The following is a 23,480-nucleotide window of genomic DNA, read 5'->3' on the forward strand; positions in this document are numbered from 1 at the left end:
GGAAACATACATGTCTATTTTTATCTTTGCAGATAAGTTTTTTCTTGAGGAGATGGTTACGGGTCCTGGATTTTTAGAAGTAAAAGACGGAAAATTCGGTGTTTTTTCAGAAGCCAGGCCAGAGGAAACGGCGGAAATTATTGAGTATAGAGGAAATTGGATTGCTCCTGGCCTAGTAGACACACATATTCATGGATTTAGAAATCATGACATTATGGACAATAGTTTTGGGGGACTGAACCAAATTTCGGTAGGACTCCTTTCTTGCGGCGTTACATCCTTTTTACCGACAACTTTAACATCCTCAATAGAATCGTTAAATAACGTCGTTGAAATGATTGGTGCCAATTACAAGAAAGTGCAAGGCGCAAAAATTAAAGGGATCTTTTTAGAAGGACCGTTTTTTACTGAAAAACATAAAGGAGCACAAAACACGAAATATTTTTGTGACCCATCAGTTGAAATGTTGAAAGGTTGGCAGGAATTATCAAATAACGTTATTAAAAAAATCGCGATTGCACCTGAAAGGAAAGGGGCAGCGGAATGTATTGAATATGCTGTAGGGGAAGGGATTGCAGTGGCGTTGGCTCACAGTGACGCAACGTATGAAGAAGCAAAGCAAGCGGTAGAAAAAGGAGCTTCCATTTTTATTCATACTTTCAATGGAATGAGTCCATTGCATCATCGTGAGCCAGGGATGGTCGGAGCGGCCATGAATTTAAAAGGTGTTTTTGCCGAAATTATATGTGATGGACATCATGTACATCCGGTGGCCTCAAATATTTTGATGAATGTCCGCGGCAGAGAAAAGGTTGTAATGGTGTCCGATTGTATGATGGCTGGGGGTATGCCTGAAGGAACTTATCAACTGGGAGAATTTCCTGTGAAAGTAAAAGAGGGGATGGCTCGTTTGGAAAGCGGAAGTTTAGCAGGTAGCATTTTACAATTAAAAGATGCTGTCAAGAATGTCGTCGAATGGGGAATTGCCACACCTGAGGAAGCGATTTATATGGCGAGTACGGCACCAGCTAAAAGTATGCAGCTTGAGGGCGAATGCGGAAAAATTGCCGAGGGATATGATGCTGATTTTATTGTGATGACGCCAGAGATGGATGTAACTGCTACCTATCTTGACGGTGTATGCCGTTTTCAAGCTTAAACAAATTTCTGAAAGAGGGATTACCAATGATACTATCTGTCACCATGAATCCATCGGTCGATATTTCCTATCCGATTCATGAATTAAAGTTAGATTTTGTTAACCGTGTGGAAGCGGTTCATAAAACTGCTGGTGGAAAAGGCTTGAATGTTGCGCGAGTGATCGCTCAAATGGAAGAAGGTGTCCTAGCGACAGGTGTGCTTGGTGGTACGATTGGGGAATACATTATTCAAGAATTAAATAAAGTCAATATTCCAAATGACTTTTTGAAAATCAAAAAAGAATCAAGAAATTGTATTGCCATTCTTCATGAAGGGATGCAAACAGAGATTTTAGAATCTGGACCAACATTATCCAAAGAAGAAGGGCTTAGTTTTTTAGAAAAGTTTGAATTTCTACTTACAACAGCTTCACTTGTGACAATTTCGGGCAGTTTACCGAAAGGGTTACCGACTAACTATTATTATCAAATGTTAGAAATCTGTCATAAACATAGAATTCCAGTAATTATGGATTCGTCAGGGGAATCTTTGAAACAAGCGATGCTTCATAAAGAAAAACCATTCGCAATCAAACCGAATAAAGCGGAATTATCTCAGCTGTTAGGCATTAACATGGACGCGGTAAATCTAAAGCAAGTATTAAACCATGAACTATTTACTGGGATTGAGTGGATTATCATGTCAATGGGTAGTGAGGGTGCATTTGTTAAGCACGGCGAGGACTATTACAGAGTTACGATCCCGAAAATAGAAGTGGTCAATCCTGTAGGGTCTGGTGATGCAACAGTTGCAGGATTAGCTGTGGCACTACATCAAAACTAAAAGGTCGAGAGCGTTCTTAAAACAGCGATGACTACTGGAATGTTAAATACGATGGAAGCTGGAACGGGCCATATTAATGTGAATAAGTTTAAACATTACTTTGATCTCATTAAAGTTGGAAAAATAGATTGAAAGAGGAGAATGTTGATGTTAGAACTAACCAAAAATAAATTGGAAGCTCTAAAACGTTTATCTGCTGAAAATGGCATAATTGGAGCATTGGCTATTGACCAACGTGGTTCATTGAAAAAAATGATTGCGTCTGGCGGTGCAAGTCATGTTGGAGATGAAGGCATTATCCGTTTCAAAGAATTAGTTTCTGAGGAATTAACACCATTTGCTACAGCGATTCTTTTGGACCCTGAATACGGTCTGCCGGCGGCTAAGGTCCGCGATAAAGAATCGGGCTTAATCGTAGCGTATGAAAAAACTGGATACGATGCATCAGAAGTAGGCCGATTGCCGGATTTATTACCAGAATGGTCAGTGAAACGATTAAAAGAAGCAGGTGCAGATGCTATTAAATTTTTACTCTACTATGATGTCAATGAAGATGAAAAAATTAATAACTATAAACATGTCTATATGGAACGTATCGGATCTGAGTGTGCAGCTGAAGACATACCATTTTTCTTAGAGATTGTTACGTATGATGCTGACAGTGATGATGTGAAAAGTAAAGCATACGCAAAAATAAAACCGTATAAAGTGATTGAGGCCATGAAGGAGTTCTCAAAAACGCAATATAAAGTAGATGTATTAAAAGTAGAAGTTCCAGTAGATATGAACTATGTAGAAGGATATACAGAAGGTGAATTTGTTTATAGTAAAGAAAAAGCTGCTTCCTATTTCAAAGAACAAAGTGAAGCAACTAAGCTGCCATTTATTTTCCTGAGTGCAGGAGTAAGCGCAAAATTATTTCAAGAAACATTAAAATTTGCTAAAGACTCTGGCTCTACCTTTAACGGAGTGTTATGTGGTCGGGCAACTTGGAAAGACGGTGTTATGCCGTTTGCTATAGGCGGTGAGCCAGCAGGGCGTGATTGGTTAAAAGATATTGGTAGAAGGAATACTGAAGAACTGAATCTCGTATTGAGAGAGACAGCTAACTCATGGTTTGCTAAAGTAAAAGTAACAGCTGAGCTTCAAAGTTAGTATAATATCTTTTCTTCTGTTTTTAAATGGAATGAAGAAAAATGAGTAGACATTCGTCTGCTCATTTTTTTAGTTGTGTCCAGTATGACCACAAATTCTAGAGTAAACGCTCAGAACAGTTAAGGGAGCAGTAATCATGACTAAAAGGAGAGAGAAGAACCGTAATACTAATTATCGTATAAAAACCAATCGATTGAACGTAGTAAAATTCAGTAAAAAACATACTTGAAAAGGTAACAATATCCTTATTTTGTAAGCATTTTAAAAAGACAATATAACTAAAAAAAGAAACAATATCTTTATTGAGTGGGCACATGAAAAAAACTATTCTAAACATAAGTGAAAGCGGTACCTTTCAGGTTTTAGTATGTTTTAAAAAGGAATGTGCAGGTATTGTTTTTAACTAGAATTTAAATTTTAAAGGGGGAGAAGAATTGGAGAGTAAGCATTTCAAGAGAGCTTTTAATACCCTTCTTGCACTTGTGCTAATTGTGCCGACATTTTTAGTTAGTATGATTGTACCATTACATGTAGGGGCAAATGTATCTAATCCGTGGGTCACAATTTCATCAGGAGGAAACGAAATCAATGCAATAATAGAACAAAATGGGAAGTCCTATGTAAGGCTTGGAGCAGGTGCTGGAAACGATAACGGGGCTAAAGCTGCAATTTTTCAAGAACAAAATAAAATCGCTAAAGAATCGGGAACGATGGCGTATACCTTTACTCCAGAAACCAGTGGAGAAGATACTAGATTTGGTTTCTATCCTCATTATATTGACAATAATAACTTCGTTTTTGTAGGCTACGACTCACTTGGATGGTTCTATGAATACAAATATCAAGGAAAAGGTGATTGGTTAAAAACGAGACCGAATGTTGCACTTCCAGAGGTTGGGACCTCACACTCCATAAAAATCGATTATAATGCAACCACTATGAACATTACATTAGATGGAAAGGATTTATTTGGACCGGTTACTTTACCTAATGATGTAAATAACCTCCTTACAGGTAAGGAAGCAGTTAAACTCGGTGCTTTTGGAGATAAAAAAAGTCAAGTTCTCATCGAATTAGGAGCTGCATCTGGTGATGGAGGCACGGATCCAGGAGATGAAAAACTTGTCGACATTACGGATAATAAATTAGAAGAAGGCGACTTTAAAATTATCTCAGGCGACGGAAAAGTTACTTATAATGCAGATGGTTCAGCAACTTTCGGTGTTACATCTACCCAAAAGAATCGAATTGTCTATAACCAAATGAAAGCGATTAAAAATGGTGTTTTTGAAGCTGATGTAACTACTAATACTGATAAGATGAATCGCTTTGGATTAATCTATCGTGTTCAAAATGCATCTGCATACACATATGTGGGAACAGGGGATACGAACGATCAGTATTTTGGTGAAACATTTGGTCCTATCAACAATTGGACGTCGATGACTTCAAATGTGCCGTTACAAGCAAAACAAACATACCATTTACGTTTAGTATTCATGGACGATGTTGCAACGTTATACATTGATGGTAAAAAGGTAGATTCTTGGACTTTAACAGGTGGTGTAGATCAAGCGGGGGGACTTGGGTTTGAAAAAAGCCGAGGTGCTGCCGAAACTATGATTTCTAATATCAAAATCAAGGAATATAGTGCGCCAAAGCCTCCAGATACTCCACCAGTAGAAGATACATTAAAGTCAAAGTATATGGATGTTACTATTGACCAAGTATTCCCGCGAGTTGTGAAATACAAAGTTGGCGATAAAGTAATGAATGGACAAGAATCACCTGTTTACGGATTGAAAGTAAATGGTGCACTATACTATCCTAAAGTAAGCTTTGAAAAGTTAAGCGATAGTGAAGCGCTATATACATTAAAAGTTGTGGATGAAATGAAAAATCTTGATGCTGTATTTAAAGTATCTTTGAAAGTAAATGATAATAAAGTTATTTATAGCTTCGATGAGATTGAAAATAATGGTAGTGCAAAAATTGAAACAGTTGAGTTTGCTGATATGAACGTAATCTCAGTAAATTCGGAGCAAAAAGGTGCAAAAGCTAAATTAACGAATATTAGTACTGATGTTAGGAAATCAGGAGATGTGGATGTAAGCGTAGATTCTTCTATGGGGGAAATAGGCACATCTACTAAAAATTATACTGCATTTTTGTCAACTGACGAATTGAGTGCGGGTGTATGGTCTAGTTCAGAAGTGGATGGCTATAAAAACTTAGTTGCAAATCGATATGTAAATAAAAATGGTGCTAAAGCAATGGGGATAGGTTCTAGTGCACTCTATTACCAAAGAGATTTTATGCCAGAACCACAAAAAAATAAACCAACTATTAAAATAGCTATCGCTAAAGATTTGAATACTGATAATAAGACAGATTGGCAGGATGCGGCGATTGCATATCGTGATATTATGCAAGACATTAAAGGATATCAAGATGTAAACAATAATGTTGGAATGCGAATTGCAATGAATTTCGGATCACAAGCACAACAACCATTCTTAAAAACAGCAGATAATATTAAAAAGGTTGCTCTTGCTACAGATGAATTGGGGCAGGCTGTTTTATTAAAAGGATATGCAAACGAAGGGCATGACAGTGGTCATCCGGATTACGGTAATGTAGGTGAGCGTATGGGTGGCGTTAAAGATTTGGATACTCTTATTAAAGAGGGGCGTAAGTATAATACTCAATTTGGTGTCCATATCAATGCACAAGAAGTTTATCCTGAAGCGAAAGCTTTCAACAATGATTTTATTGATCGTCCAAATTCTTTAGGATGGGGATGGCTAGATCAATCTTATACAATTAATAAATTAAAAGACTTGTATACTGGAGCACGTGCGAAAAGACTAGATGAATTGAAAACTGCTGTTCCAAACCTTGACTTTATTTATTTAGATGTATGGTATCAAAATCAATGGGAATCAAATAGAATAGCAGATCAATTTAAAGATAGGGGCTGGAGACTAACAACGGAATTTGGTGGTTCTATGGCCAATAATTCAACGTGGCAACACTGGGCTACCGATAAAAACTATGGTGGACCGGAAAGTAAAGGTATCAACTCAGAAGTACTACGCTTTATTAGCAATCACCAAAGAGATTCTTGGGTGTTGAATTGGCCTGAAGTAGGAGGAACTGCTGATTATCCGTTACTTGGTGGATTTGAATTAGCTGGTTTCGAAGGATGGCAATCTGATAAGAATTTTGATAATTTTATTCGCATGACATTTGATACGAATTTACCTACTAAGTTCTTACAAAAATATTATGTAACGAATTGGACAGCTGTAGAAGGGGATAAAAGCAAGACAAACTTAGAAAAGGAAATAAAATTGAAAGACCCAAGTAATGGAGATGTTGTCAATGTAACTAGAAAAGACAATTCTAGGGAACGTGTTATTACACTGAATGGAAACGTTGTACTTGATGGACACACTTATTTAATTCCTTGGGTGAAACAAGATTTTAAAAATCCAACTTTTAATTCTGAAAAACTATATCACTGGAATTTGGAAGGTGGTACAACTACTTGGACACTTCCAGATGAATATAAAGGTGCATCTAGTGTATATGTATACAAACTGACAGATCGTGGTAGAGCAGATATGAAAGAAGTTAAGGTCGTAAATAATAAGGTAACTTTGACAGCTAGTGCGGCAACTCCTTATGTTGTTGTACCAAAAAGAGATAAAGGTTTGGAAATCATTGACTATGATTGGAGCAAGGGTGCTCATATATATGACGCGGGATTCAATACAGGAAAAGTAAGTGCATATACAACTATTGAGGGGGATAACAAAGCTATAAGCGCCGTTAGAACGAATCAAACTGGAAGCAACCGCAATGTAAGTAGTGGAGATTACTACTTAAATATTGATAGTCCGTCAAAAGATACAACTGTTTCCCGTGTCCTTACTGGTTTGGAACCAGGTAAAGATTATGTAGCAGAGGTATATGTTGAAAACAATAGTGATGTAAAGGCCGGAATTACAGTAACAGGTGGGAAAGAAGACGTTAACAATTACACACTTCGCAGCCTGCAAAAGAACTATGTTAAGGCAGATTCACATGCTTCAAATGATGGATACAATAGCAAAATGCAAATCATGCAAGTGAGCTTTACAGCTGAAACGAATAAAGCTAAATTAACTCTCAGCCGTGATGCTGGAAAAGGAAACACAAAATTTGATGATATTCGGATTGTTCAAAAATCCTTAAAAAATTATGTCTCACCAACGGAATTTAAACAAGATTTTGAATCGGTAGTACAAGGTATTTACCCATTCGTTATCGGTAACACAGAAGGAGTAGAAGACAACAGAATTCATCTGTCTGAACTGCATGCTCCATATACGCAAAAAGGATGGGCAGGTAAAAAACTAGTCGATGATGTATTAGGTGGGAATTGGTCCGTTAAAGTGAACACTGGAAATAAAGGTTTGCTGTACCGTACGATTCCTCAAAATTATCGTTTCGAACCAGGCGTAACTTATAAAGTATCATTTGACTACCAAACAACAGCAAATGCATTCCGCTTTATTTCAGGGGATCAAGAAATTGATGTTCGAGACATTGCGAGTGCAAAGGGATTGAGTGTGAATAACACTCTTACTGCATCTACTGACACAAAAACAGCAGAGTTTACTGTGACAGGTTCTGAGAACGGTCAAACTTATGTTGGAATTTTCAGTGATGGAACGAATTTAAACGGTGATACAGGAGCAGGTACGTTTATTTTAGATAATTTACGTATTGAAAAAAGGTGACTACAGGGGAGAGAGGCACAGAGATAAAAATCTCGAGTTAAGATAAAGGGAGTTTTATGCCTAGTGTAATATCGTAAATTAGAGGCCTATCTCAGGGGAGATAGGCCTCATTGTGTTCATTAAATCGTTCTTCAAAAATGTTCCTTTTTATGTTTTTAGTGAGATGTTAAAAGTGAAAAGCAAGATGTCTAAAAAATACGACAAGATGTTGATTGTAGAAGTGTTTTTACGTACGTATAATGTAACAAAATAGCTTACTAAACGGGCGATTCAAGTATGCTAATAGCTCCTTCGGAGAAAGCAAAATGTATATTAGAATAGTGGTTATCCCATACGTCTGTTCATAAAATGATAAAAGGTATATAAAACTGGCATCGTAACAACATAAACCGCTATAAGGTTAAAGGAGGTATATACTGATGATATATCAAGCTATCCAGCAGTTAATTGATCGGGCTATTGAAGTTCAATTAATTGAACAAGAAGATGAAATATATACAAGGAATAAAATTCTTTCTTTACTTCGTTTAGATGACTTTGTAGTGGAAGCGTCAGCGCCCGCGCCCGCAAAGAAAGCAATTTCGGAGTTATTGGAAGAGTTAATTGAATATGCTTGTATGCATAAAGTCATTGAGGAAGTAATGGACGAGAAAGAGATTTTAGTAAGTTCAATTATGGATGTTTTTATGTCCAAACCGTCCATTATCAATTCTCTATTTTATGAAAAATACGAACAAAATCCGAAGGCTGCAACAAATTACTTCTATGAATTAAGTAAAAACAGCAACTATATTCAGATGAAGCAAATTGCCAAAAATATAAATTATAAAGTACATACGGAATATGGACCCATTGATATTACAATTAATTTATCAAAACCGGAAAAAGACCCGAAACAAATTGCTAGAGAGAGAGTATTGGAAAGTACAAATTATCCAAAATGTTTACTCTGTATTGAGAATGAAGGATATAGAGGCAGAATTGGACATCCAGCACGCTCGAATCATCGTATCATTCGTATGAATCTTACAGATGAAAGCTGGTTTCTACAGTATTCACCGTATATTTACTTCAATGAACACTGCATTGTATTGTCTTCAGAACACCGTGATATGAAAATTGACCGTCAAACCTTTTTACGTTTGTTAAAATTTGTAGAAAAATTCCCGCATTATTTCCTTGGTTCGAATGCAGATTTGCCAATTGTAGGAGGATCTATTCTAACACATGACCACTATCAAGGTGGTAGTTATGAATTTGCTATGGCAAATTCATCAAATGACTTCATTTTTGAACTCACTAACTTTCCAGAAATGCAATGTTCTATTATTAAATGGCCTATGTCAGTTATTCGCTTAAGAAGTAACGACATAGAACAAATAGTAAATGCAGGGGATTACATATTAGAGAGGTGGAAGGGATATAGTGATCCATCCGTTAAAATATTTGCATTTACGAATGATGTTCCACATCATTCGATTACGCCGATTGCCCGTTATCGGAATGGTATGTACGAATTGGACCTTGTTTTGCGAAACAATCGTACAAGTGAAGAACATCCGCTAGGTATTTTTCACCCTCATGCGGAAATACAACATATTAAAAAAGAAAATATCGGTCTGATTGAAGTAATGGGGTTAGCTGTACTACCTGCGCGTTTAAAAACAGAACTTCAGGAAGTGGAAAAATTCTTACTTAACATTCCAAGTGATATTCCAACGCCTCATATACGATGGGCAGAACAATTAAAAATCAAATATGACAATCGGATACATGAACAAAATGTACAGGAGATTATAAGAGAAGAAGTGGGAAGGAAATTTATACAGGCGCTTGAAGATGCTGGTGTTTTTAAACGAGATGACGAAGGAATATCGGCGTTTAAACGTTTTATTCAGACCTTAAATTAAGAATGGACTTAGTAGTTATAATAATTACCAAATGACCTAATTATATGATAAGGGAGGTAATAATATGGGGAAATGTGAGCATAAGCAACTACAGGAATTGAAACAGATAGGTGGCCCTATATTAATGATGTGTATAAAATGTAATCAAATAATTAAAGTGTCCAAAGGATCCAGTACAAAAATAAAGTAAAAAAGAATGAAGCGTTTATATTTCTAGTGGGTGAAGAACAAAATCCACACTGAGTAAAGTTTCACTTTATAAAAAGAATAGAAAAAATAAAAAAACATCCCATATTCATATGAGATGTTTTTTAGGATGGTTCTGTCGCATGTAATACGACGTCTAATAAACCGGGAAACCTAGCATGTAAGTCATCTTCACGAATTGAAATGAAGCGCTGTGTTCCTTCAAGGCGTGTATACATAACACCGGATTCACGTAAAACCTTGAAATGGTGAGATAAAGTTGATTTCGCAATTGGAATGTTTAACGCGCCACAAGATTGTTCATTTTTCTCTAGTAGCATAGTTACAATTTGTAAACGAATTTGATCGCTAAGTGCGTATAAGACAGAAGAGAATTGAATTTCTTCTCGGTTTGGATGATAGAGAGTACGCATTTTTTTCACCTACTTGTATAAGTTCATATAGTTTGCACTATAACATATAAAGTGGTATATTTCTATTGTTCGAATATATTCGAATAATAGAAATATAGGGGGAGAAAAAATGAAGTATACAAAATTACAAAAGGCAGGACTACATATTTCAAGGTTGGGGTTAGGAACAAACGCTGTAGGGGGGCATAATTTATATGCTGATGTGAATGAGGAAGAAGGAAAACGATTAATAGAAGAAGCTATCCAGCAAGGGATTACATTTTTTGATACAGCGGATTCATACGGTTTCGGTAGATCAGAGGAATTGGTAGGAGAAGTATTGAAAGGAAAACGCCATGAAGTTGTAATTGCTACAAAAGGTGGAATACAGCCGTTATTAAATGGAGAGGTTTATATTAATAATGAACGAAGCTATTTAAGAAATGCTGTGGAAAATAGCTTAAGAAGATTACAAACTGATTATATTGATTTATATTATTTACATTTTACAAATCCAGAAACAAGTTACATAGATTCAATTGGAGAGCTTACTCGTCTAAAAGAAGAAGGAAAAATTCGTTCAATTGGAATATCCAACGTAAACGTAGAGCAATTACAAGAAGCAAATCAGCACGGACAAATAGATGTTGTACAATCACCGTATAATATGTTGGATCGTGCTGCTGGGGAAGAACTTTTGCCATATTGTATAGAATCAGGTATTTCATTTATCCCATACGGGCCTCTTGCCTTTGGGATACTAGGCGGAAAATATACAGCAGATTTTAAACTGAACGAAGGAGATTGGCGTCAAAGTGTAAATCTATTTGAAGAAAATACATATAAGAGTAACTTTAAAAAAGTTGAAAAGTTAAAAGGCTTAGCTAAAGAAATGAATCTTGAAGTATCGCATTTAGCTTTAGTGTGGCTATTAAACCAAAAAGGAATTGATACTGTTATTCCTGGTGGGAAACGAGCGGAGCAAATAAGAGAAAGTGTAAGAGCGTTGGAAGTTTCATTGAATGAAAAGGTTATGAAAGTAATTGAATCTATTTTAGAAGATTAGTTGAGAAGAGGGATAATTCCCTCTTTTTGTATAAAAGGAGAAGATTAAAATGAAAAGAGTACTAGCTGTATTCTTTACGATCATGTTTATGATAGGTACAGATACTTTCTTAATTTCACCACTTTTACCGACATTACAACAGGTGTATCATGTTTCAACTGAGCTGTCAGGGTGGATGGTGAGCTCATATGCTTTAGGATACGCTGGATTTGCACTTATTGCTGGTCCTATATCAGATGGCTTAAATAGAAAAAAAGTGATGGTAATAGGAATGAGTTTTTTTGCGTTAAGTACGTTTTTATGTGGAATGGCACCGAGTTTTCTATGGATGCTAGCATTTAGATTTTTAGCAGGTGTAGGTGCAGCCTTTGTATCTCCACAAGTGTGGGCATCTATTCCGCTCCTTATAGAGAAGGAGCAAATTGTAAAGGCAATTGGAATTGCAACAGCAGGGTTAGCAATCTCTCAAATTTTAGGGCTGCCAGTTGGATCGTATTTGGCAATGATACACTATACAACACCATTCTTCGTCATTGGTATATTATCAGCACTACTTGTCGTTCTTATCTATGTAGTATTACCAGAAATACAACCGGTTCATATAGGTGGAAGTAAAACAAACATCTTAAAGCGCTATAAACAATTACTTACAGATTCAAAGGTTTCACTTTCTTATTTTGCATATTTTGTTTTTCAAACTGGTAATTTTGCTGCGTTTTCATTTTTTGGTGTATGGCTTTCCATTCAATTTGGTTTACAAGTTCATGAAATAGGAACAGCTATGCTTGTATTAGGGTTAGGAAATTTAACAGGGAATATTTTTGGCCCAAGAATCGTAAATAAAATTGGTTATAACCTTTCTTTCTATGGTGGAATTATATTTACAGCAGTGCTATATGTAGTACTTCCTCATGTAAAGAACATTGTATTTGTGGAGCTATTATTCTTTGTTTTATTTTTTGTGGCAGGAATGTTATTTGCAGCATCTCACAATTTTATACTTATAGGTAGTTTTACTGCGTTACTATATATAGGAGCTTTATTTTTGTTTAGAAAAAGTGAAAAACTTACTGAAAATAGTGAAACAGGAATTGCATCATAAAGCCTGTATAAATATTTCGCAAATCAGAATTAATAAGAGTGTGAATACATGAATGTGCTTTTAATTACAAGTAGTTACTAAAATTATAGAAATAGTAGGAGAAATGTATTGTAACAAAGTTATGAGGAATTCAAAAATAAAAAATCCCTATAAAGATAGGGATTTATATATCGGCATATAGTTCCTTGGAAAAGGATATACTTAGTTTAGCATATCGGACTACTTATATTTGTGAAATAGATGTGAAAGTAATGTGAAAAATACCGTAATAAAAAGCACTGTTTTAGCTAATGAACTAAAACAGTGCTTTTCTCTTTGATTGAACTGTTGCTGCATTTTCATCATGTATGCCTGCATCTTTAATAATTCGTTGTTTTGCTTTATTTAATAGATGGTCTACTGCTTCACCAAAATAATTAGCTTCGCTTTTTGTGCGGGCTTCTCGTAAACATTTATAGTTTTCTAGCAGTTCCTCTTTTTCAGTGTTTGTTAAGAAATCTTCTATTTTCTTTTTTGTCATACGAAACACCCTTTCTTCTGACAAACGACGCAATAAAAAATATTTATTGTTTATTATAGCAATAATTTTTAAAGAAAGTATACACTAACGTCGTAATAATTTGTCAATTTCTTGAATCTTCTCATCAGCTTTCCTAATTTGTGTATTTTTAGCTTGCTCACCACCAAGCGCTTGTTGTAGTAAGAAAGTCTGACCAGAAATAGCAGTCACAATGGATACTTTTATAATTTCTTTTATTAAGGTAACATCGAATAGAACGAGTCCAAGCAGTGCAGCTAGACTACCAGTGAAAATATCAGTCAAAAACCCAAAGTGAAAAAAAGTTTTCAAACGGCGTGGAAGCAATAACTTGCCTTGGTTATTGATAAGATGGGAAACGAAACCAGTAATGCCACCAACGAGAACAGCAGTTAGCCATTGATACATTTCCATCGAATCCACTCCTTTTAGTGAATAAGATTCGATTATTTTATATTGATTCCTTTTAATATTTCATATAAGCATATTGAGAAAGTTTGTTTGGGTTTTTTTTATATTCAATTTAATTATAACAGAAAAATCTGATATATTTTAGTCTATTATATGAAGAGGTTATTCCTTAATATGAATGTAGAAAGGGGCGCGTGAGATGAATATAGATTATCGAATAAGAAGTGTAGATGGTTATACAAAAAATATAGGGGAATTAGTAAGCATGCTGGAGCATACGAGGGCTGTAACATTACAGGAAATAAAAGATCTATCAGTTGAGCAATTAGATTTAATTATGCCGAGTGGAGGAAATTCCATCGGTGCGTTATTAAAACATATAGCAGCTATAGAAAAAGCTCATCAACTTATTTCATTTCAAGAGCGCGACTTTACAAAAAAAGAATTAGAAATATGGGAAGACGCACTGTATTTAGGGGAAGCAGGGAGAACAATCCATGGTCATGAAATACAGTATTATGTACAACTTCTGCAAAGTGTTCGAGAAGAATCTCTGAAGTATTTGATTGAACAAGATGATGAATGGCTTATGTCAGAAAGAAAGTGGCCTAACGATGTAGCGTATAACCAGCACTATCTGTGGTTTCATGTGCTAGAAGATGAGATTAATCACCGTGGGCAAATTAGAATGATGAAAAATAAATTATTTGAAAATTACGTTAAATAAAGTAGCTTTTTAAATCAATATTCCATATAATGAGAGTAATTAAAATGAGAACGGGGTGATGTATTATGGCGAAAATAACTTATATAAATAATAAACCAAATACAAAGGTGGATGGAAAGGGCGAGACTGTATAAGTTAGCGCACGATCCTTCCGCTTAGCTTAAACTAGGGAGGATATCAATTTGAATCAAAATATTTTAGAATCGTTCGGCTGGGATACTTTTTTTGAGGAACAAGCTGTAGAGAACTTTGAAGTAGGACGTATTTTACTTGAGCATAAGCATATATATCGAATTATTTGTAATGATGGTGAATATATGGCAGAGCTGTCTGGAAAGTTTCGACATGAAGCAGTAACGAAGGGAGATTATCCAGCGGTTGGCGATTGGGTATATATAAAGAAAATAGAGAATGAAAAGAAAGCAATTATTCATCGTATTTTTCCGAGAAGAAGTTCTTTTTCTAGACAAGAGGCTGGTACTCGAACGGAAGAACAAGTAATAGCAGCAAATGTAGATTATCTATTTTTAGTGAATGCACTTAATCATGATTTTAACGTAAGAAGAATGGAACGTTATTTACTATTAGCGTATGAAAGTGGTGCAATGCCTGTTATTGTTTTAACGAAGAGTAGTTTATGTGAAGATGCGGAACAGAAAATTGTAGAAACGGAAGCCGTGGCAATGGGTGTTCCGATCTTCATCGTTGATAGTTTAGAACATACTGGCATTGATTCGTTGCAGCAATTTGTTTCTTCTGGGAAAACAATTGCTCTAGTCGGATCATCCGGGGTTGGAAAATCGACTTTGCTAAATGCACTTATAGGAATTGAAGTAGCAAAAACGGGAGATATTCGTGAGGAAGATAGTAAAGGAAGGCATACGACAACTCATCGTGAATTGTTCCGATTACCGAGTGGTAGTTTAGTTATTGATACTCCGGGTATGAGGGAACTGCAACTTTGGGAAGGTAGCGATGCAATTCAAACAACATTTTCTGATATTGAAGAATTAGCAAAAACGTGCCGTTTTAGGGACTGTAAGCATGAAAATGAGCCAGGATGCGCAGTGCATCATGCAATTGATAACGGAATTATTACGATAAATCGTTTGCAAAGCTATAAAAAACTACAAAAAGAACTGGCGTATTTTATGAGAAAACAAGATGCTGTTCTTGCAAGAGCAGAGCGTGATAAGTGGAAAAAACTTTCTAAGCAGCATAAAAAAATGTAAAAAGCCAAAGGGTGGTTCCCTTTGGTTTTTTGCTTTTGTAAATTTTATAATAATATTATTCATATATATGGACAAAGGGAAATTAATTGTTTAAACTTTACAAAGTATTCATCATAATAGGTTATGAAAATAATAATTTGGGAATGGGAAATATTTATAATTCACTAGATTTAACTTGTGAAATTGAAAAGCAGGAGGTTTGTAATGGGTAGACTATTAAATTGGTTTCGTGATATGAAAGTAGCAAAAAAACTACTAATTTCATTTTTTGTCATTTTAATTGCGGCTGTCTCTATTATCGGGGGCATGTCTTATCAAACGGCTAAAAAGAATTTTGAATCACAAATTACGAGCAGTGCTCACGACAATATAAAAATATTAGATAATTTAATCAATCAAATGATTGATGCAAAATTTAATGATGTGAATAATTTTGCACGGGTGATTCAAGGTAATATGTATCAAGGGGATAATCAAGATGAATTAAGAAAAATGTTATCTCAATATATCAATTTGAATAAAGATGTTGAACAAGTATACGTCGCTGGGAATGATAAGAAATTTGTGCAAGAACCAAATATACAAATGGCAGCAGACTACAATCCAACAGAACGTTCTTGGTATAAAGATGCAGTGGCAAAACAAGGTGGTATTGTAATTACTGAGCCGTATAAGGCACAAGGAAATGGACATATTGTCGTAACGATTGCAAAACAAACAGAAGATAAAAACGGTGTTGTAGCAGTAGATTTAAGTTTAGATAATTTATTAAAAACAACAAAGTTAATCAATATCGGTAAAAAAGGGTATGCTTTCATCTTAGATGGAAAACAAAAAATAATTGCACATCCTCAAGAAAAATCAGGAGAAAAAGCAGCTGATTCTTGGGCGAAGAAAATTTATGAAGATAATCATGGTGCTTTTTCATATACGTATGACGGTAGCGAAAAGCAAATGGTATTTGCTACAAATGTAAAAACAGGTTGGAAAATCGGTGGGACGATGTATTCCAATGAAGTAATTGAAGCTGCGCAACCTGTATTTTATAATATGTTAATTGTAATGATCATTTCATTAGTTATAGGCGGAGCACTTATTTATTTTGTGACACTTTCTATAACGAAGCCATTAAAAAGATTAGTTAACACGTCTAAAGAAATAAGTGAGGGAGATTTAACGCAAACAATCGAAATTCATTCTAATGATGAAATTGGCCAACTTGCAAAAGGATTCAATGAGATGACTGATGCATTGCGAACGTTAATTGGAAGAATTAATACTTCGGCTGGACATGTTGCAGCAGCATCAGAAGAGCTAACAGCAAGTGTAAGACAAGCGAGTGAAGCGACTGAGCAAATTACAATGGCCATGGATGAAATATCGAGCGGGGCAACGACGCAAACGACAAGTGTAGAAAATGGTGCAATGTTACTATTTGATGTAACAGAAGGAATTCAGCATGTAGCAAATAGTTCATCATCAATTAGTACTGCTTCTGCTCATACTCGTGAAAAAGCAGAAGATGGTGGAAAACTAGTTGGAAAAACAGTAAATCAAATGCAGTCTATTGCAGAATCTGTATCGCAATCAGATGAAGTTATACAGTTATTAAATAATAAATCAAAACAAATTGGTGACATACTAGAAGTAATTCAAAATATTGCAGATCAAACAAATCTTCTAGCTTTAAATGCAGCAATTGAAGCTGCAAGAGCAGGAGAGCATGGAAGAGGATTTGCAATCGTTGCAGATGAAGTACGTAAATTGGCAGAGAAGTCTAGCGTATCTTCTAGTGAAATTAGTAAATTAATATGTGAAATACAAGATGACATGAGTAAGACGGTAAAATCTATGGGTCATGTAAATGAAGAAGTTCAATCTGGACTTGTTATTGCGAATGAGACGAAGCAAAACTTTACTGAGATTTTACAATCTACAAATGAAATTGCAGATCAAATTAAAACGATGGTTGAAACGGCTAATGGGATGTCGAAAGGTGCAAATGAAGTGTCTATTTCAGTAGGTCAAATTGCAATGACAGCACAGAATAATGCGACGAGTACTCAAAACGTTGCAGCATCAGCAGAAGAACAACTAGCGTCCATTGAGGAGATTAGTTCGGCGGCTGGTACATTATCTCAAATGGCTGAAGAGTTACAAGGGTTAATTGAAAGATTTAAAGTTTAACAGAGGACAGACTATCTCCAAAATGGCAGTGTGCTATTGGAGTAGTCTGTTTTTATTATGTAATATTAAATGAGATAGAGAGTATCTTTATAATATTTAAAGGTATATTTTGTATAATATTTGTCGAAAAATAGAGGTATTTGTTAACTTTGTGTATAATTATAATCATATAGAATGCAAATAAAGGAGATTACTATGGGAGTTTATTGGGGTACCAAAAGACATTCTTGGCTTAGTTATGTCTCATTTTGGTTAAGTATTTCATTTTTTATTGTTTTTCTAATTGAAGTGTTTATTTTAAAAACACTTTCGAATAGTTCGGTGCAAATTGTTAAATATTTTTATTTTATACTTGTACCAGTAAACATCTTTCTTAGTTTAAAGTTACTCTTTAAGCAGAATGAAAAGAAAGCATTACCTATTTTTAGTTTCATTGTATCATTATTATTTACAATTTTAATATTAGTATTAGCGTTAGCAGCTACTGGCAAATTCTTTTAAGGAGAGTGTTATAAGTCACTCTTCTTTTTTGTTGTTGCAAGGAAATAATAAGTGGAGGATGGACAAAGAAAGCAATTTCATTAAGTTTGATATGATTTGAAAATTTTAGAAGAATAGTAAGAAATGAAATCAGAGATAATTCATATAATAATGAAGAGAATCAGGTATTTTACATACAGTTATGAAGCAAATGAATACGGTAATAACGGCGATATATGGTACAATACATATGGATAGTGATAGAGATAAAGGGTATATAAAATACTCATCGTTTTTTAGTAAGAGAGGGGTTATCTTATGCTATACGAGGATTTGATGACATTATTTCAAGCTGTTCCGAAAGAAGAAGGTAGAGGCGGCTGGAAATATATAATCCAGGAACGAAATGATAAATATGAAATTGTTGATGAAATGTTGAAAAATCAAATGAGTGTTGAGTTGTATTTTAATGAATATGATGAGGTGAAAATCACTTTATATAAAGATGAAATGCCTATTTCTACTATGCAAAGAATTGCGATTTCAAAAGTGGAATTAGACGAAGAGGAAGAAGGGATTCAATTCGTTTTAGAACGTATGCCTAGTCGGATGATTCGCTTGCAATTAAAGCCATATTTAGCACTCGAAATGGGGCCATACTGGGAAGTATGTGATGATTGTGAATGAACATAAAAGAAGCATCCAATAACATGGATGCTTCTTTTATGTTTTTTGAAGTTGTTTAAAAGCAATAATTGGAAGTAAAATGATGCTAACCCATCCAATTATAGGATATAGAATGTGGAGTAATTCACTGTAACCAATGTAACTAAAGCAATAACTAATTAGTAAAATAAAGAAAATAATATTGTTACTTTTCCAACCGGTGATGGATTGTATTTGTTTTGTCATTCCGAACACATTGCCAACTAAAGTTGTGAACACTTCACCGAAAATGATAAGAACAAAGAAAAAGTGAAAAGTTGCATTGAATTTTCTTATGACTTCAGCCATTGGGATATTATATTGATAAAATTGATCGACTGATAAGATAGCTAAATGGCTACATAATAAAATTAAAGATAGTCCTGCACCACCTAAAATACCGCCCCATAAAATGGCCTTTCGATCTTTTACTTCACTGGCTAACGGGACGAGAACGCTTTGGGCGAGCGAAAGATTTAAGGCGACATACGTGATAGGACTAGTAATCCACTTCATATTCCAGCTTTCTGCAGGAATAGTGCTACTAAGAGGAGTTGTACCGTGAAAAAAAGTTGTAATAGCAAGTCCGATAATAAAAATCATCATAATAGGTACGACAAGTGTATTAACTTCAAAAACCCCTTGTAATCCGCGACTACCTATAATGAGACAGGCAATCACTGTAATGAAAATACCGAGTTGTCTTGGTAAACGAAGTTGCTCTTCAAATACCGCTCCAGCTCCTGATAACATAACGCTTGTTACACCAAATAATACGAGTAATAATAGTGTATTTACAACATTTCCAACTACATCCCCAAATAAGTATTTGTTAAACTCTTGCGCTGAAAATGCACCGATTTGTGATGAGAGTAACATCATCTTTGTGCCAAGCCAAATAAAAAAAAATCCACTTACACATATGCCAATTGTTCCATAAAATCCGTTCACTGTAAAAAATTCAACAATTTCTCGTCCAGTAGCAAATCCAGCTCCAACGACTGTTCCAATATAAGTAGCAGCGACTTTCTTTGCTACTTGCCATTGTTGATTGTCCATGTTATCCCTCTTTCTACTACGATGAGCTTGATTTACTATTATGCATATGTATGAGCTTGGACAATTAGACGTATGAAGTGTTTGAAAACATACATGAATTACAAGATATTAGGGAAGTATTAAAGGTGTTAAAACTTTGTTACATATGGGCTAATCGTTCGAAAGTATAGGAAATGTATGGTAACATGTAACTAGGTTATTAAAAGATAAACATTATGAAATGATAAGAGGAGTGGATTGTATGAGTACGAAAACAAATGTTGTTGAAGTATTAAACAAGCAGGTAGCAAACTGGAATGTGTTATATGTGAAATTACATAATTATCACTGGTATGTGACAGGACCACACTTCTTTACATTACATGAGAAATTTGAAGAGTTTTACAATGAAGCTGGAACAAATATTGATGAATTAGCAGAACGTATTTTAGCGTTGGAAGGTAAACCGCTAGCGACAATGAAAGAATATCTTGCAACATCTAGTGTGAATGAAGGGACAAGCAAGGAATCTGCAGAAGAAATGGTGCAAACATTAGTGAATGATTACTCTGCACTTATTCAAGAATTAAAAGAAGGTATGGAAGTTGCTGGTGAAGCTGGCGATGAAACATCAGCGGACATGTTGTTAGCGATTCATACAACATTAGAACAACATGTATGGATGTTAAGCGCGTTCTTAAAATAAATATAAGTATATAAAGAAAAAAGTCATCGAAAAATTCTTTCAATGACTTTTTTTGTAATTTTTCAGTTTTCTTTTATGCTATAATATAGTAAAAAGGAGGCGATGCTATGTTTCGCTTTTTCAGAACTGGAAAAGAAGAGCGTGAAATTACGAAGGATGAATTAGAACAAGCGATGGCTAAGTTTCTAGAAACGAATGCTAATATCGTTTATACAGTATTAGTAAATGATGATTATACAGTAAATTATGATTTGTTAAAGCCGTATTTACTTGCATTTCCAACAAATAGTTTTCTTATTACGAAGGAAACGCTTGAGGTATTTGAACATACAGAAGAAAATCTAAACCTAGTTAAAGAAATTGATACCGTACAAAAAGCAGTAGATCAATACGTAACAGAAAAAGAAATGTTTCCACTTGTTGAAGGTAGTGAAGAGCGTCTTATATGCGGGATAAAATTAGGGCCATATTTAAAGCGTATATTAAAAAGAGACTTATATATTTCAGAAAAACATTATTTAGTTTCAAGTAAACCGGACAGGAAAAAACAAAAGAGTGGGTAGATGTATTGAGAACAACAATAAATATATTGTTGTCTTTTTTTGTTTATAAAAATATTGATTTTTCAGTCTATTCAATTTTATAATAAGCTTATTGGACGAAGAAGTGTAATGATTAAGTATTGTTTGCGTGAGCTATATACAGTGATTACAGAATGGTACAAAGGTTTGAAAGATAAATATGATAAAAGGTTACGGGGGAATAGGGGTATGAAAAATAGTACGACTTACATTCAATTATTAAATGAAACGTTACATTGTTACGCAAATAAAGGGAGTTCGGAAGCGTACACTTATATAATGGAGCATGCGAAAGGTGTAGTTGGGAATGAAGCGCAAATATATAACTTTAAATATGCACTAGCGAGTGCAGCAGGACTTGAAGAAGAAGCGTTACATCTAATGAAGGAAGCTATTATAGACAATGGATTTTGGTACGGAAATGAGTATTTAATTTCGGACGATGATTTAAAACCACTCCATAAATTTGAAGAGTTTCATAAAATGGTTCAATTATGTAAAGAAAGAGAAGAATTAGCAAAGAAAACAGAACGAGCAGACGTGAAATGTATTGAAGGTAAGAAAAAAGAGAAATTATTTATTGCAATGCACGGAGATCAAGAAAATATAGGAATAGTAGAACCATATTGGAAATCTGTTTTGGATCAAGATTATACGTTGGCTTTACCACAATCTTCGCAAATTCAGTTTTCAGATGGATTTGTTTGGGATGATATACATAGAGGGAAAGAGGAATTAAAAGAGCATTACGTTACGTTTACAGAAAATCATACAGTAGAAAGTTTAATAATGGGTGGTTTTTCTGCTGGAGCAAGAGTAGCTTTGTATACGATTTTACAAAAAGATATAGATGTAGATGGTTTTATTTTTGTAGCGCCGTGGCTTCCAGAGATTGAAGAATGGAATGAGTTGTTGGGAGTGCTACACGATAAAAATATAAAGGGATATATAGTGTGCGGGGACCAAGATGAAGATTGTTTTGAATGTACGCAACAATTTGTACAATTATTAAGAGATAAAAATATAGAACATAAGTATAAAGTTGTGCCTAATTTAAACCATGATTATCCTGAAGATTTTGATGAGTTATTAAAAGAAGCTATTGCATATATAAACGACAAAAGTAATAAGTAGTAAGAAAGGGAGATGCATCATAATTGATGGATCTCCCTTTTATCATTATAAATGAAAGGCATTTGCTAGTAAGCGATAAGAATTCAATTTATCTTCAAATCGATGAGTAATTGTGACAATCATAAATTCATCAGTATTGTATGCTTTACTTAAGTTTATGATTTGTTCTTTCACAGAATATGGATCACCGACGATCATACGTTGACGATTTTCTTTTATACGGAATAAATCATAAGCGCTGTATGAATAATTTTGTGCAGTTTCGATAGAAGGAGTACCAGTTGTACGCTTTCCTTGCTCTAGTAATAAGATTGACAAATCTAAACTAGAAGCAATTTTTTCTGCCTCTTCATTTGTTTCCCCGCAAATAACAAAAATAGAGACGATTGATTTTGGTTTATCTCCTAAATAGGAAGGTTGGAATTGTTCTTGATAAGCTTTCATTACTTCATGGCCACCGTATCCGTTAATGAACTGTGCGAATGCAAAAGAAGCACCTTGTTTTGCAGCAATCATAGCACTTTCTCCACTAGAACCGAGTAACCACATCTCAGGAGATGTTGGAATGACAGGAGTAGCCTTTAAATTTGCATAATGATGGTTTTCTGGTACTTGATCATGTAAGTACATTGCAACATCTGCAATTTGTTCTGGATATTGATCAAGTGAGACCATTTTTCCTTCTTGTAGTGCGCGAGTTGCAATTGGCATACCACCAGGTGCTCTGCCGACACCAAGGTCAATACGATTTGGATAAAGAGCTTCTAAAACGCGGAAATTCTCGGCAACTTTATACGGGCTATAATGCGGTAACATAACACCACCTGAACCAACTCTCATACGATCCGTTTTTGCTGCAATATGAGAAATAAGTATTTCAGGACTTGAACCAGCAAGGCTGACGGAATTATGATGCTCAGATACCCAAAAACGTGTGAATCCTAGTTTTTCAACTTCTTGTGCAAGTGTAACTGTATGAGAAAAAGCTTGGGCTGCTGTACTACCATCTGAAATAGGTGATTGGTCTAATACACTTAATTTGATCATAGAATATACCTCTCAATCTTAATGTACATCCTATTATATATTTACTTACGAAAAATGCGTAATAAAATGCTCAAAATAAGAAGTGGATACAT

General features: G+C 34.9%; 19 protein-coding genes and 2 pseudogenes. 16 read left to right on the plus strand and 5 right to left on the minus strand.

Annotation, left to right across the window (positions count from 1 at the left end; genetic code table 11):
• The first annotated feature begins 10 nt into the window (after positions 1-10).
• From nagA to galT, 5 genes and pseudogenes are all read left to right on the plus strand, one after another.
• Positions 11-1,159: an N-acetylglucosamine-6-phosphate deacetylase gene (gene nagA / locus PDL00_RS07830; protein ID WP_242254379.1), complete on the plus strand. Its 1,149-nt coding sequence runs from the start codon at positions 11-13 to the stop codon at positions 1,157-1,159.
• A gap of 26 nt (positions 1,160-1,185) precedes the next feature.
• Positions 1,186-2,115 (plus strand): annotated as a pseudogene (gene lacC, locus PDL00_RS07835) (tagatose-6-phosphate kinase).
• A 15-nt stretch (positions 2,116-2,130) separates the two neighbouring features.
• The gene (gene lacD / locus PDL00_RS07840; RefSeq protein WP_270728204.1) at positions 2,131-3,138 is read left to right on the plus strand and encodes a tagatose-bisphosphate aldolase; all 1,008 of its coding nucleotides are present in this window, start codon (positions 2,131-2,133) and stop codon (positions 3,136-3,138) included.
• Between the two features lie 434 nt (positions 3,139-3,572).
• Positions 3,573-7,925, plus strand: coding sequence for an endo-alpha-N-acetylgalactosaminidase family protein (locus tag PDL00_RS07845; protein ID WP_270728206.1), 4,353 nt, complete (start codon positions 3,573-3,575; stop codon positions 7,923-7,925).
• A 419-nt stretch (positions 7,926-8,344) separates the two neighbouring features.
• Positions 8,345-9,835, plus strand: a complete 1,491-nt coding sequence (gene galT, locus PDL00_RS07850; RefSeq protein ID WP_270728209.1) for a UDP-glucose--hexose-1-phosphate uridylyltransferase — start codon at positions 8,345-8,347, stop codon at positions 9,833-9,835.
• Positions 9,836-10,146: 311 nt separating this feature from the next.
• Here the strand turns inward: galT and PDL00_RS07855 are convergent, their stop codons facing one another.
• Positions 10,147-10,455: an ArsR/SmtB family transcription factor gene (locus tag PDL00_RS07855; RefSeq protein WP_270728212.1), complete on the minus strand. Its 309-nt coding sequence runs from the start codon at positions 10,453-10,455 to the stop codon at positions 10,147-10,149.
• A 109-nt stretch (positions 10,456-10,564) separates the two neighbouring features.
• Here PDL00_RS07855 and PDL00_RS07860 point away from each other — a divergent pair, with 109 nt between their 5' ends.
• The 3 genes and pseudogenes from PDL00_RS07860 (at position 10,565) to PDL00_RS34730 (ending at position 12,859) form a co-directional block, all read left to right on the plus strand.
• Entirely contained in the window at positions 10,565-11,500 is a 936-nt protein-coding gene (locus PDL00_RS07860; RefSeq protein ID WP_270728215.1) for an aldo/keto reductase, read from the plus strand.
• Between the two features lie 49 nt (positions 11,501-11,549).
• Positions 11,550-12,602 (plus strand): MFS transporter, encoded by a 1,053-nt coding sequence (locus PDL00_RS07865; protein WP_270728217.1) that lies wholly within the window; start codon positions 11,550-11,552, stop codon positions 12,600-12,602.
• Positions 12,603-12,650: 48 nt separating this feature from the next.
• A pseudogene (locus PDL00_RS34730) lies at positions 12,651-12,859 on the plus strand (hypothetical protein).
• Positions 12,860-12,897: 38 nt separating this feature from the next.
• Here the strand turns inward: PDL00_RS34730 and PDL00_RS07870 are convergent.
• Positions 12,898-13,122, minus strand: a complete 225-nt coding sequence (locus PDL00_RS07870) for a hypothetical protein (protein ID WP_000162604.1) — start codon at positions 13,120-13,122, stop codon at positions 12,898-12,900.
• Positions 13,123-13,206: 84 nt separating this feature from the next.
• Positions 13,207-13,554 (minus strand): DUF4257 domain-containing protein, encoded by a 348-nt coding sequence (locus PDL00_RS07875; RefSeq protein ID WP_270728223.1) that lies wholly within the window; start codon positions 13,552-13,554, stop codon positions 13,207-13,209.
• Positions 13,555-13,750: 196 nt separating this feature from the next.
• Between PDL00_RS07875 and PDL00_RS07880 the strand changes: the two genes are divergently transcribed.
• The 5 genes from PDL00_RS07880 to PDL00_RS07900 all read left to right on the plus strand — a co-directional run bounded on the left by PDL00_RS07880 (position 13,751) and on the right by PDL00_RS07900 (position 18,864).
• Entirely contained in the window at positions 13,751-14,278 is a 528-nt protein-coding gene (locus PDL00_RS07880) for a DinB family protein (protein ID WP_242256130.1), read from the plus strand.
• Positions 14,279-14,460: 182 nt separating this feature from the next.
• Positions 14,461-15,510, plus strand: a complete 1,050-nt coding sequence (gene rsgA / locus PDL00_RS07885) for a ribosome small subunit-dependent GTPase A (RefSeq protein ID WP_270728228.1) — start codon at positions 14,461-14,463, stop codon at positions 15,508-15,510.
• A 204-nt stretch (positions 15,511-15,714) separates the two neighbouring features.
• Complete coding sequence (locus tag PDL00_RS07890; RefSeq protein WP_242256134.1) at positions 15,715-17,697, plus strand: methyl-accepting chemotaxis protein; 1,983 nt, start codon at positions 15,715-15,717, stop codon at positions 17,695-17,697.
• A gap of 195 nt (positions 17,698-17,892) precedes the next feature.
• Positions 17,893-18,198: a hypothetical protein gene (locus PDL00_RS07895; protein ID WP_242256136.1), complete on the plus strand. Its 306-nt coding sequence runs from the start codon at positions 17,893-17,895 to the stop codon at positions 18,196-18,198.
• Positions 18,199-18,495: 297 nt separating this feature from the next.
• A complete protein-coding gene (locus PDL00_RS07900) occupies positions 18,496-18,864 on the plus strand; it encodes a DUF3979 family protein (RefSeq protein WP_270728233.1) in 369 nt (122 codons plus the stop codon).
• A gap of 36 nt (positions 18,865-18,900) precedes the next feature.
• Here PDL00_RS07900 and PDL00_RS07905 read toward each other — a convergent pair whose 3' ends face one another.
• Positions 18,901-19,941 (minus strand): YkvI family membrane protein, encoded by a 1,041-nt coding sequence (locus PDL00_RS07905; RefSeq protein WP_270728235.1) that lies wholly within the window; start codon positions 19,939-19,941, stop codon positions 18,901-18,903.
• A gap of 241 nt (positions 19,942-20,182) precedes the next feature.
• Between PDL00_RS07905 and PDL00_RS07910 the strand changes: the two genes are divergently transcribed.
• The 3 genes from PDL00_RS07910 to PDL00_RS07920 all read left to right on the plus strand — a co-directional run bounded on the left by PDL00_RS07910 (position 20,183) and on the right by PDL00_RS07920 (position 22,341).
• Positions 20,183-20,626 (plus strand): Dps family protein, encoded by a 444-nt coding sequence (locus PDL00_RS07910; protein ID WP_000105194.1) that lies wholly within the window; start codon positions 20,183-20,185, stop codon positions 20,624-20,626.
• Between the two features lie 107 nt (positions 20,627-20,733).
• Positions 20,734-21,189: a DUF3939 domain-containing protein gene (locus PDL00_RS07915; protein ID WP_242256140.1), complete on the plus strand. Its 456-nt coding sequence runs from the start codon at positions 20,734-20,736 to the stop codon at positions 21,187-21,189.
• A 207-nt stretch (positions 21,190-21,396) separates the two neighbouring features.
• Positions 21,397-22,341 (plus strand): alpha/beta hydrolase, encoded by a 945-nt coding sequence (locus PDL00_RS07920; RefSeq protein ID WP_270728239.1) that lies wholly within the window; start codon positions 21,397-21,399, stop codon positions 22,339-22,341.
• Positions 22,342-22,386: 45 nt separating this feature from the next.
• Here PDL00_RS07920 and PDL00_RS07925 read toward each other — a convergent pair whose 3' ends face one another.
• A complete protein-coding gene (locus tag PDL00_RS07925; RefSeq protein WP_270728242.1) occupies positions 22,387-23,388 on the minus strand; it encodes an LLM class flavin-dependent oxidoreductase in 1,002 nt (333 codons plus the stop codon).
• Between the last annotated feature and the right edge of the window lie 92 nt (positions 23,389-23,480).

Origin of the sequence: Bacillus cereus group sp. TH152-1LC (assembly GCF_027710505.1) — a bacterium.
Lineage (GTDB): Bacteria > Bacillota > Bacilli > Bacillales > Bacillaceae_G > Bacillus_A > Bacillus_A mobilis.

Coding starts and splice junctions, on each gene's coding strand:
- nagA (WP_242254379.1), top strand. CDS start 11: ATGTCTATTTTTATCTTTGCAGATAAGTTTTTTCTTGAGGAGATGGTT.
- lacD (WP_270728204.1), top strand. CDS start 2,131: ATGTTAGAACTAACCAAAAATAAATTGGAAGCTCTAAAACGTTTATCT.
- galT (WP_270728209.1), top strand. CDS start 8,345: ATGATATATCAAGCTATCCAGCAGTTAATTGATCGGGCTATTGAAGTT.
- PDL00_RS07855 (WP_270728212.1), bottom strand. CDS start 10,455: ATGCGTACTCTCTATCATCCAAACCGAGAAGAAATTCAATTCTCTTCT.
- PDL00_RS07860 (WP_270728215.1), top strand. CDS start 10,565: ATGAAGTATACAAAATTACAAAAGGCAGGACTACATATTTCAAGGTTG.
- PDL00_RS07865 (WP_270728217.1), top strand. CDS start 11,550: ATGAAAAGAGTACTAGCTGTATTCTTTACGATCATGTTTATGATAGGT.
- PDL00_RS07870 (WP_000162604.1), bottom strand. CDS start 13,122: ATGACAAAAAAGAAAATAGAAGATTTCTTAACAAACACTGAAAAAGAG.
- PDL00_RS07875 (WP_270728223.1), bottom strand. CDS start 13,554: ATGGAAATGTATCAATGGCTAACTGCTGTTCTCGTTGGTGGCATTACT.
- PDL00_RS07880 (WP_242256130.1), top strand. CDS start 13,751: ATGAATATAGATTATCGAATAAGAAGTGTAGATGGTTATACAAAAAAT.
- PDL00_RS07890 (WP_242256134.1), top strand. CDS start 15,715: ATGGGTAGACTATTAAATTGGTTTCGTGATATGAAAGTAGCAAAAAAA.
- PDL00_RS07895 (WP_242256136.1), top strand. CDS start 17,893: ATGGGAGTTTATTGGGGTACCAAAAGACATTCTTGGCTTAGTTATGTC.
- PDL00_RS07900 (WP_270728233.1), top strand. CDS start 18,496: ATGCTATACGAGGATTTGATGACATTATTTCAAGCTGTTCCGAAAGAA.
- PDL00_RS07905 (WP_270728235.1), bottom strand. CDS start 19,941: ATGGACAATCAACAATGGCAAGTAGCAAAGAAAGTCGCTGCTACTTAT.
- PDL00_RS07910 (WP_000105194.1), top strand. CDS start 20,183: ATGAGTACGAAAACAAATGTTGTTGAAGTATTAAACAAGCAGGTAGCA.
- PDL00_RS07915 (WP_242256140.1), top strand. CDS start 20,734: ATGTTTCGCTTTTTCAGAACTGGAAAAGAAGAGCGTGAAATTACGAAG.
- PDL00_RS07920 (WP_270728239.1), top strand. CDS start 21,397: ATGAAAAATAGTACGACTTACATTCAATTATTAAATGAAACGTTACAT.
- PDL00_RS07925 (WP_270728242.1), bottom strand. CDS start 23,388: ATGATCAAATTAAGTGTATTAGACCAATCACCTATTTCAGATGGTAGT.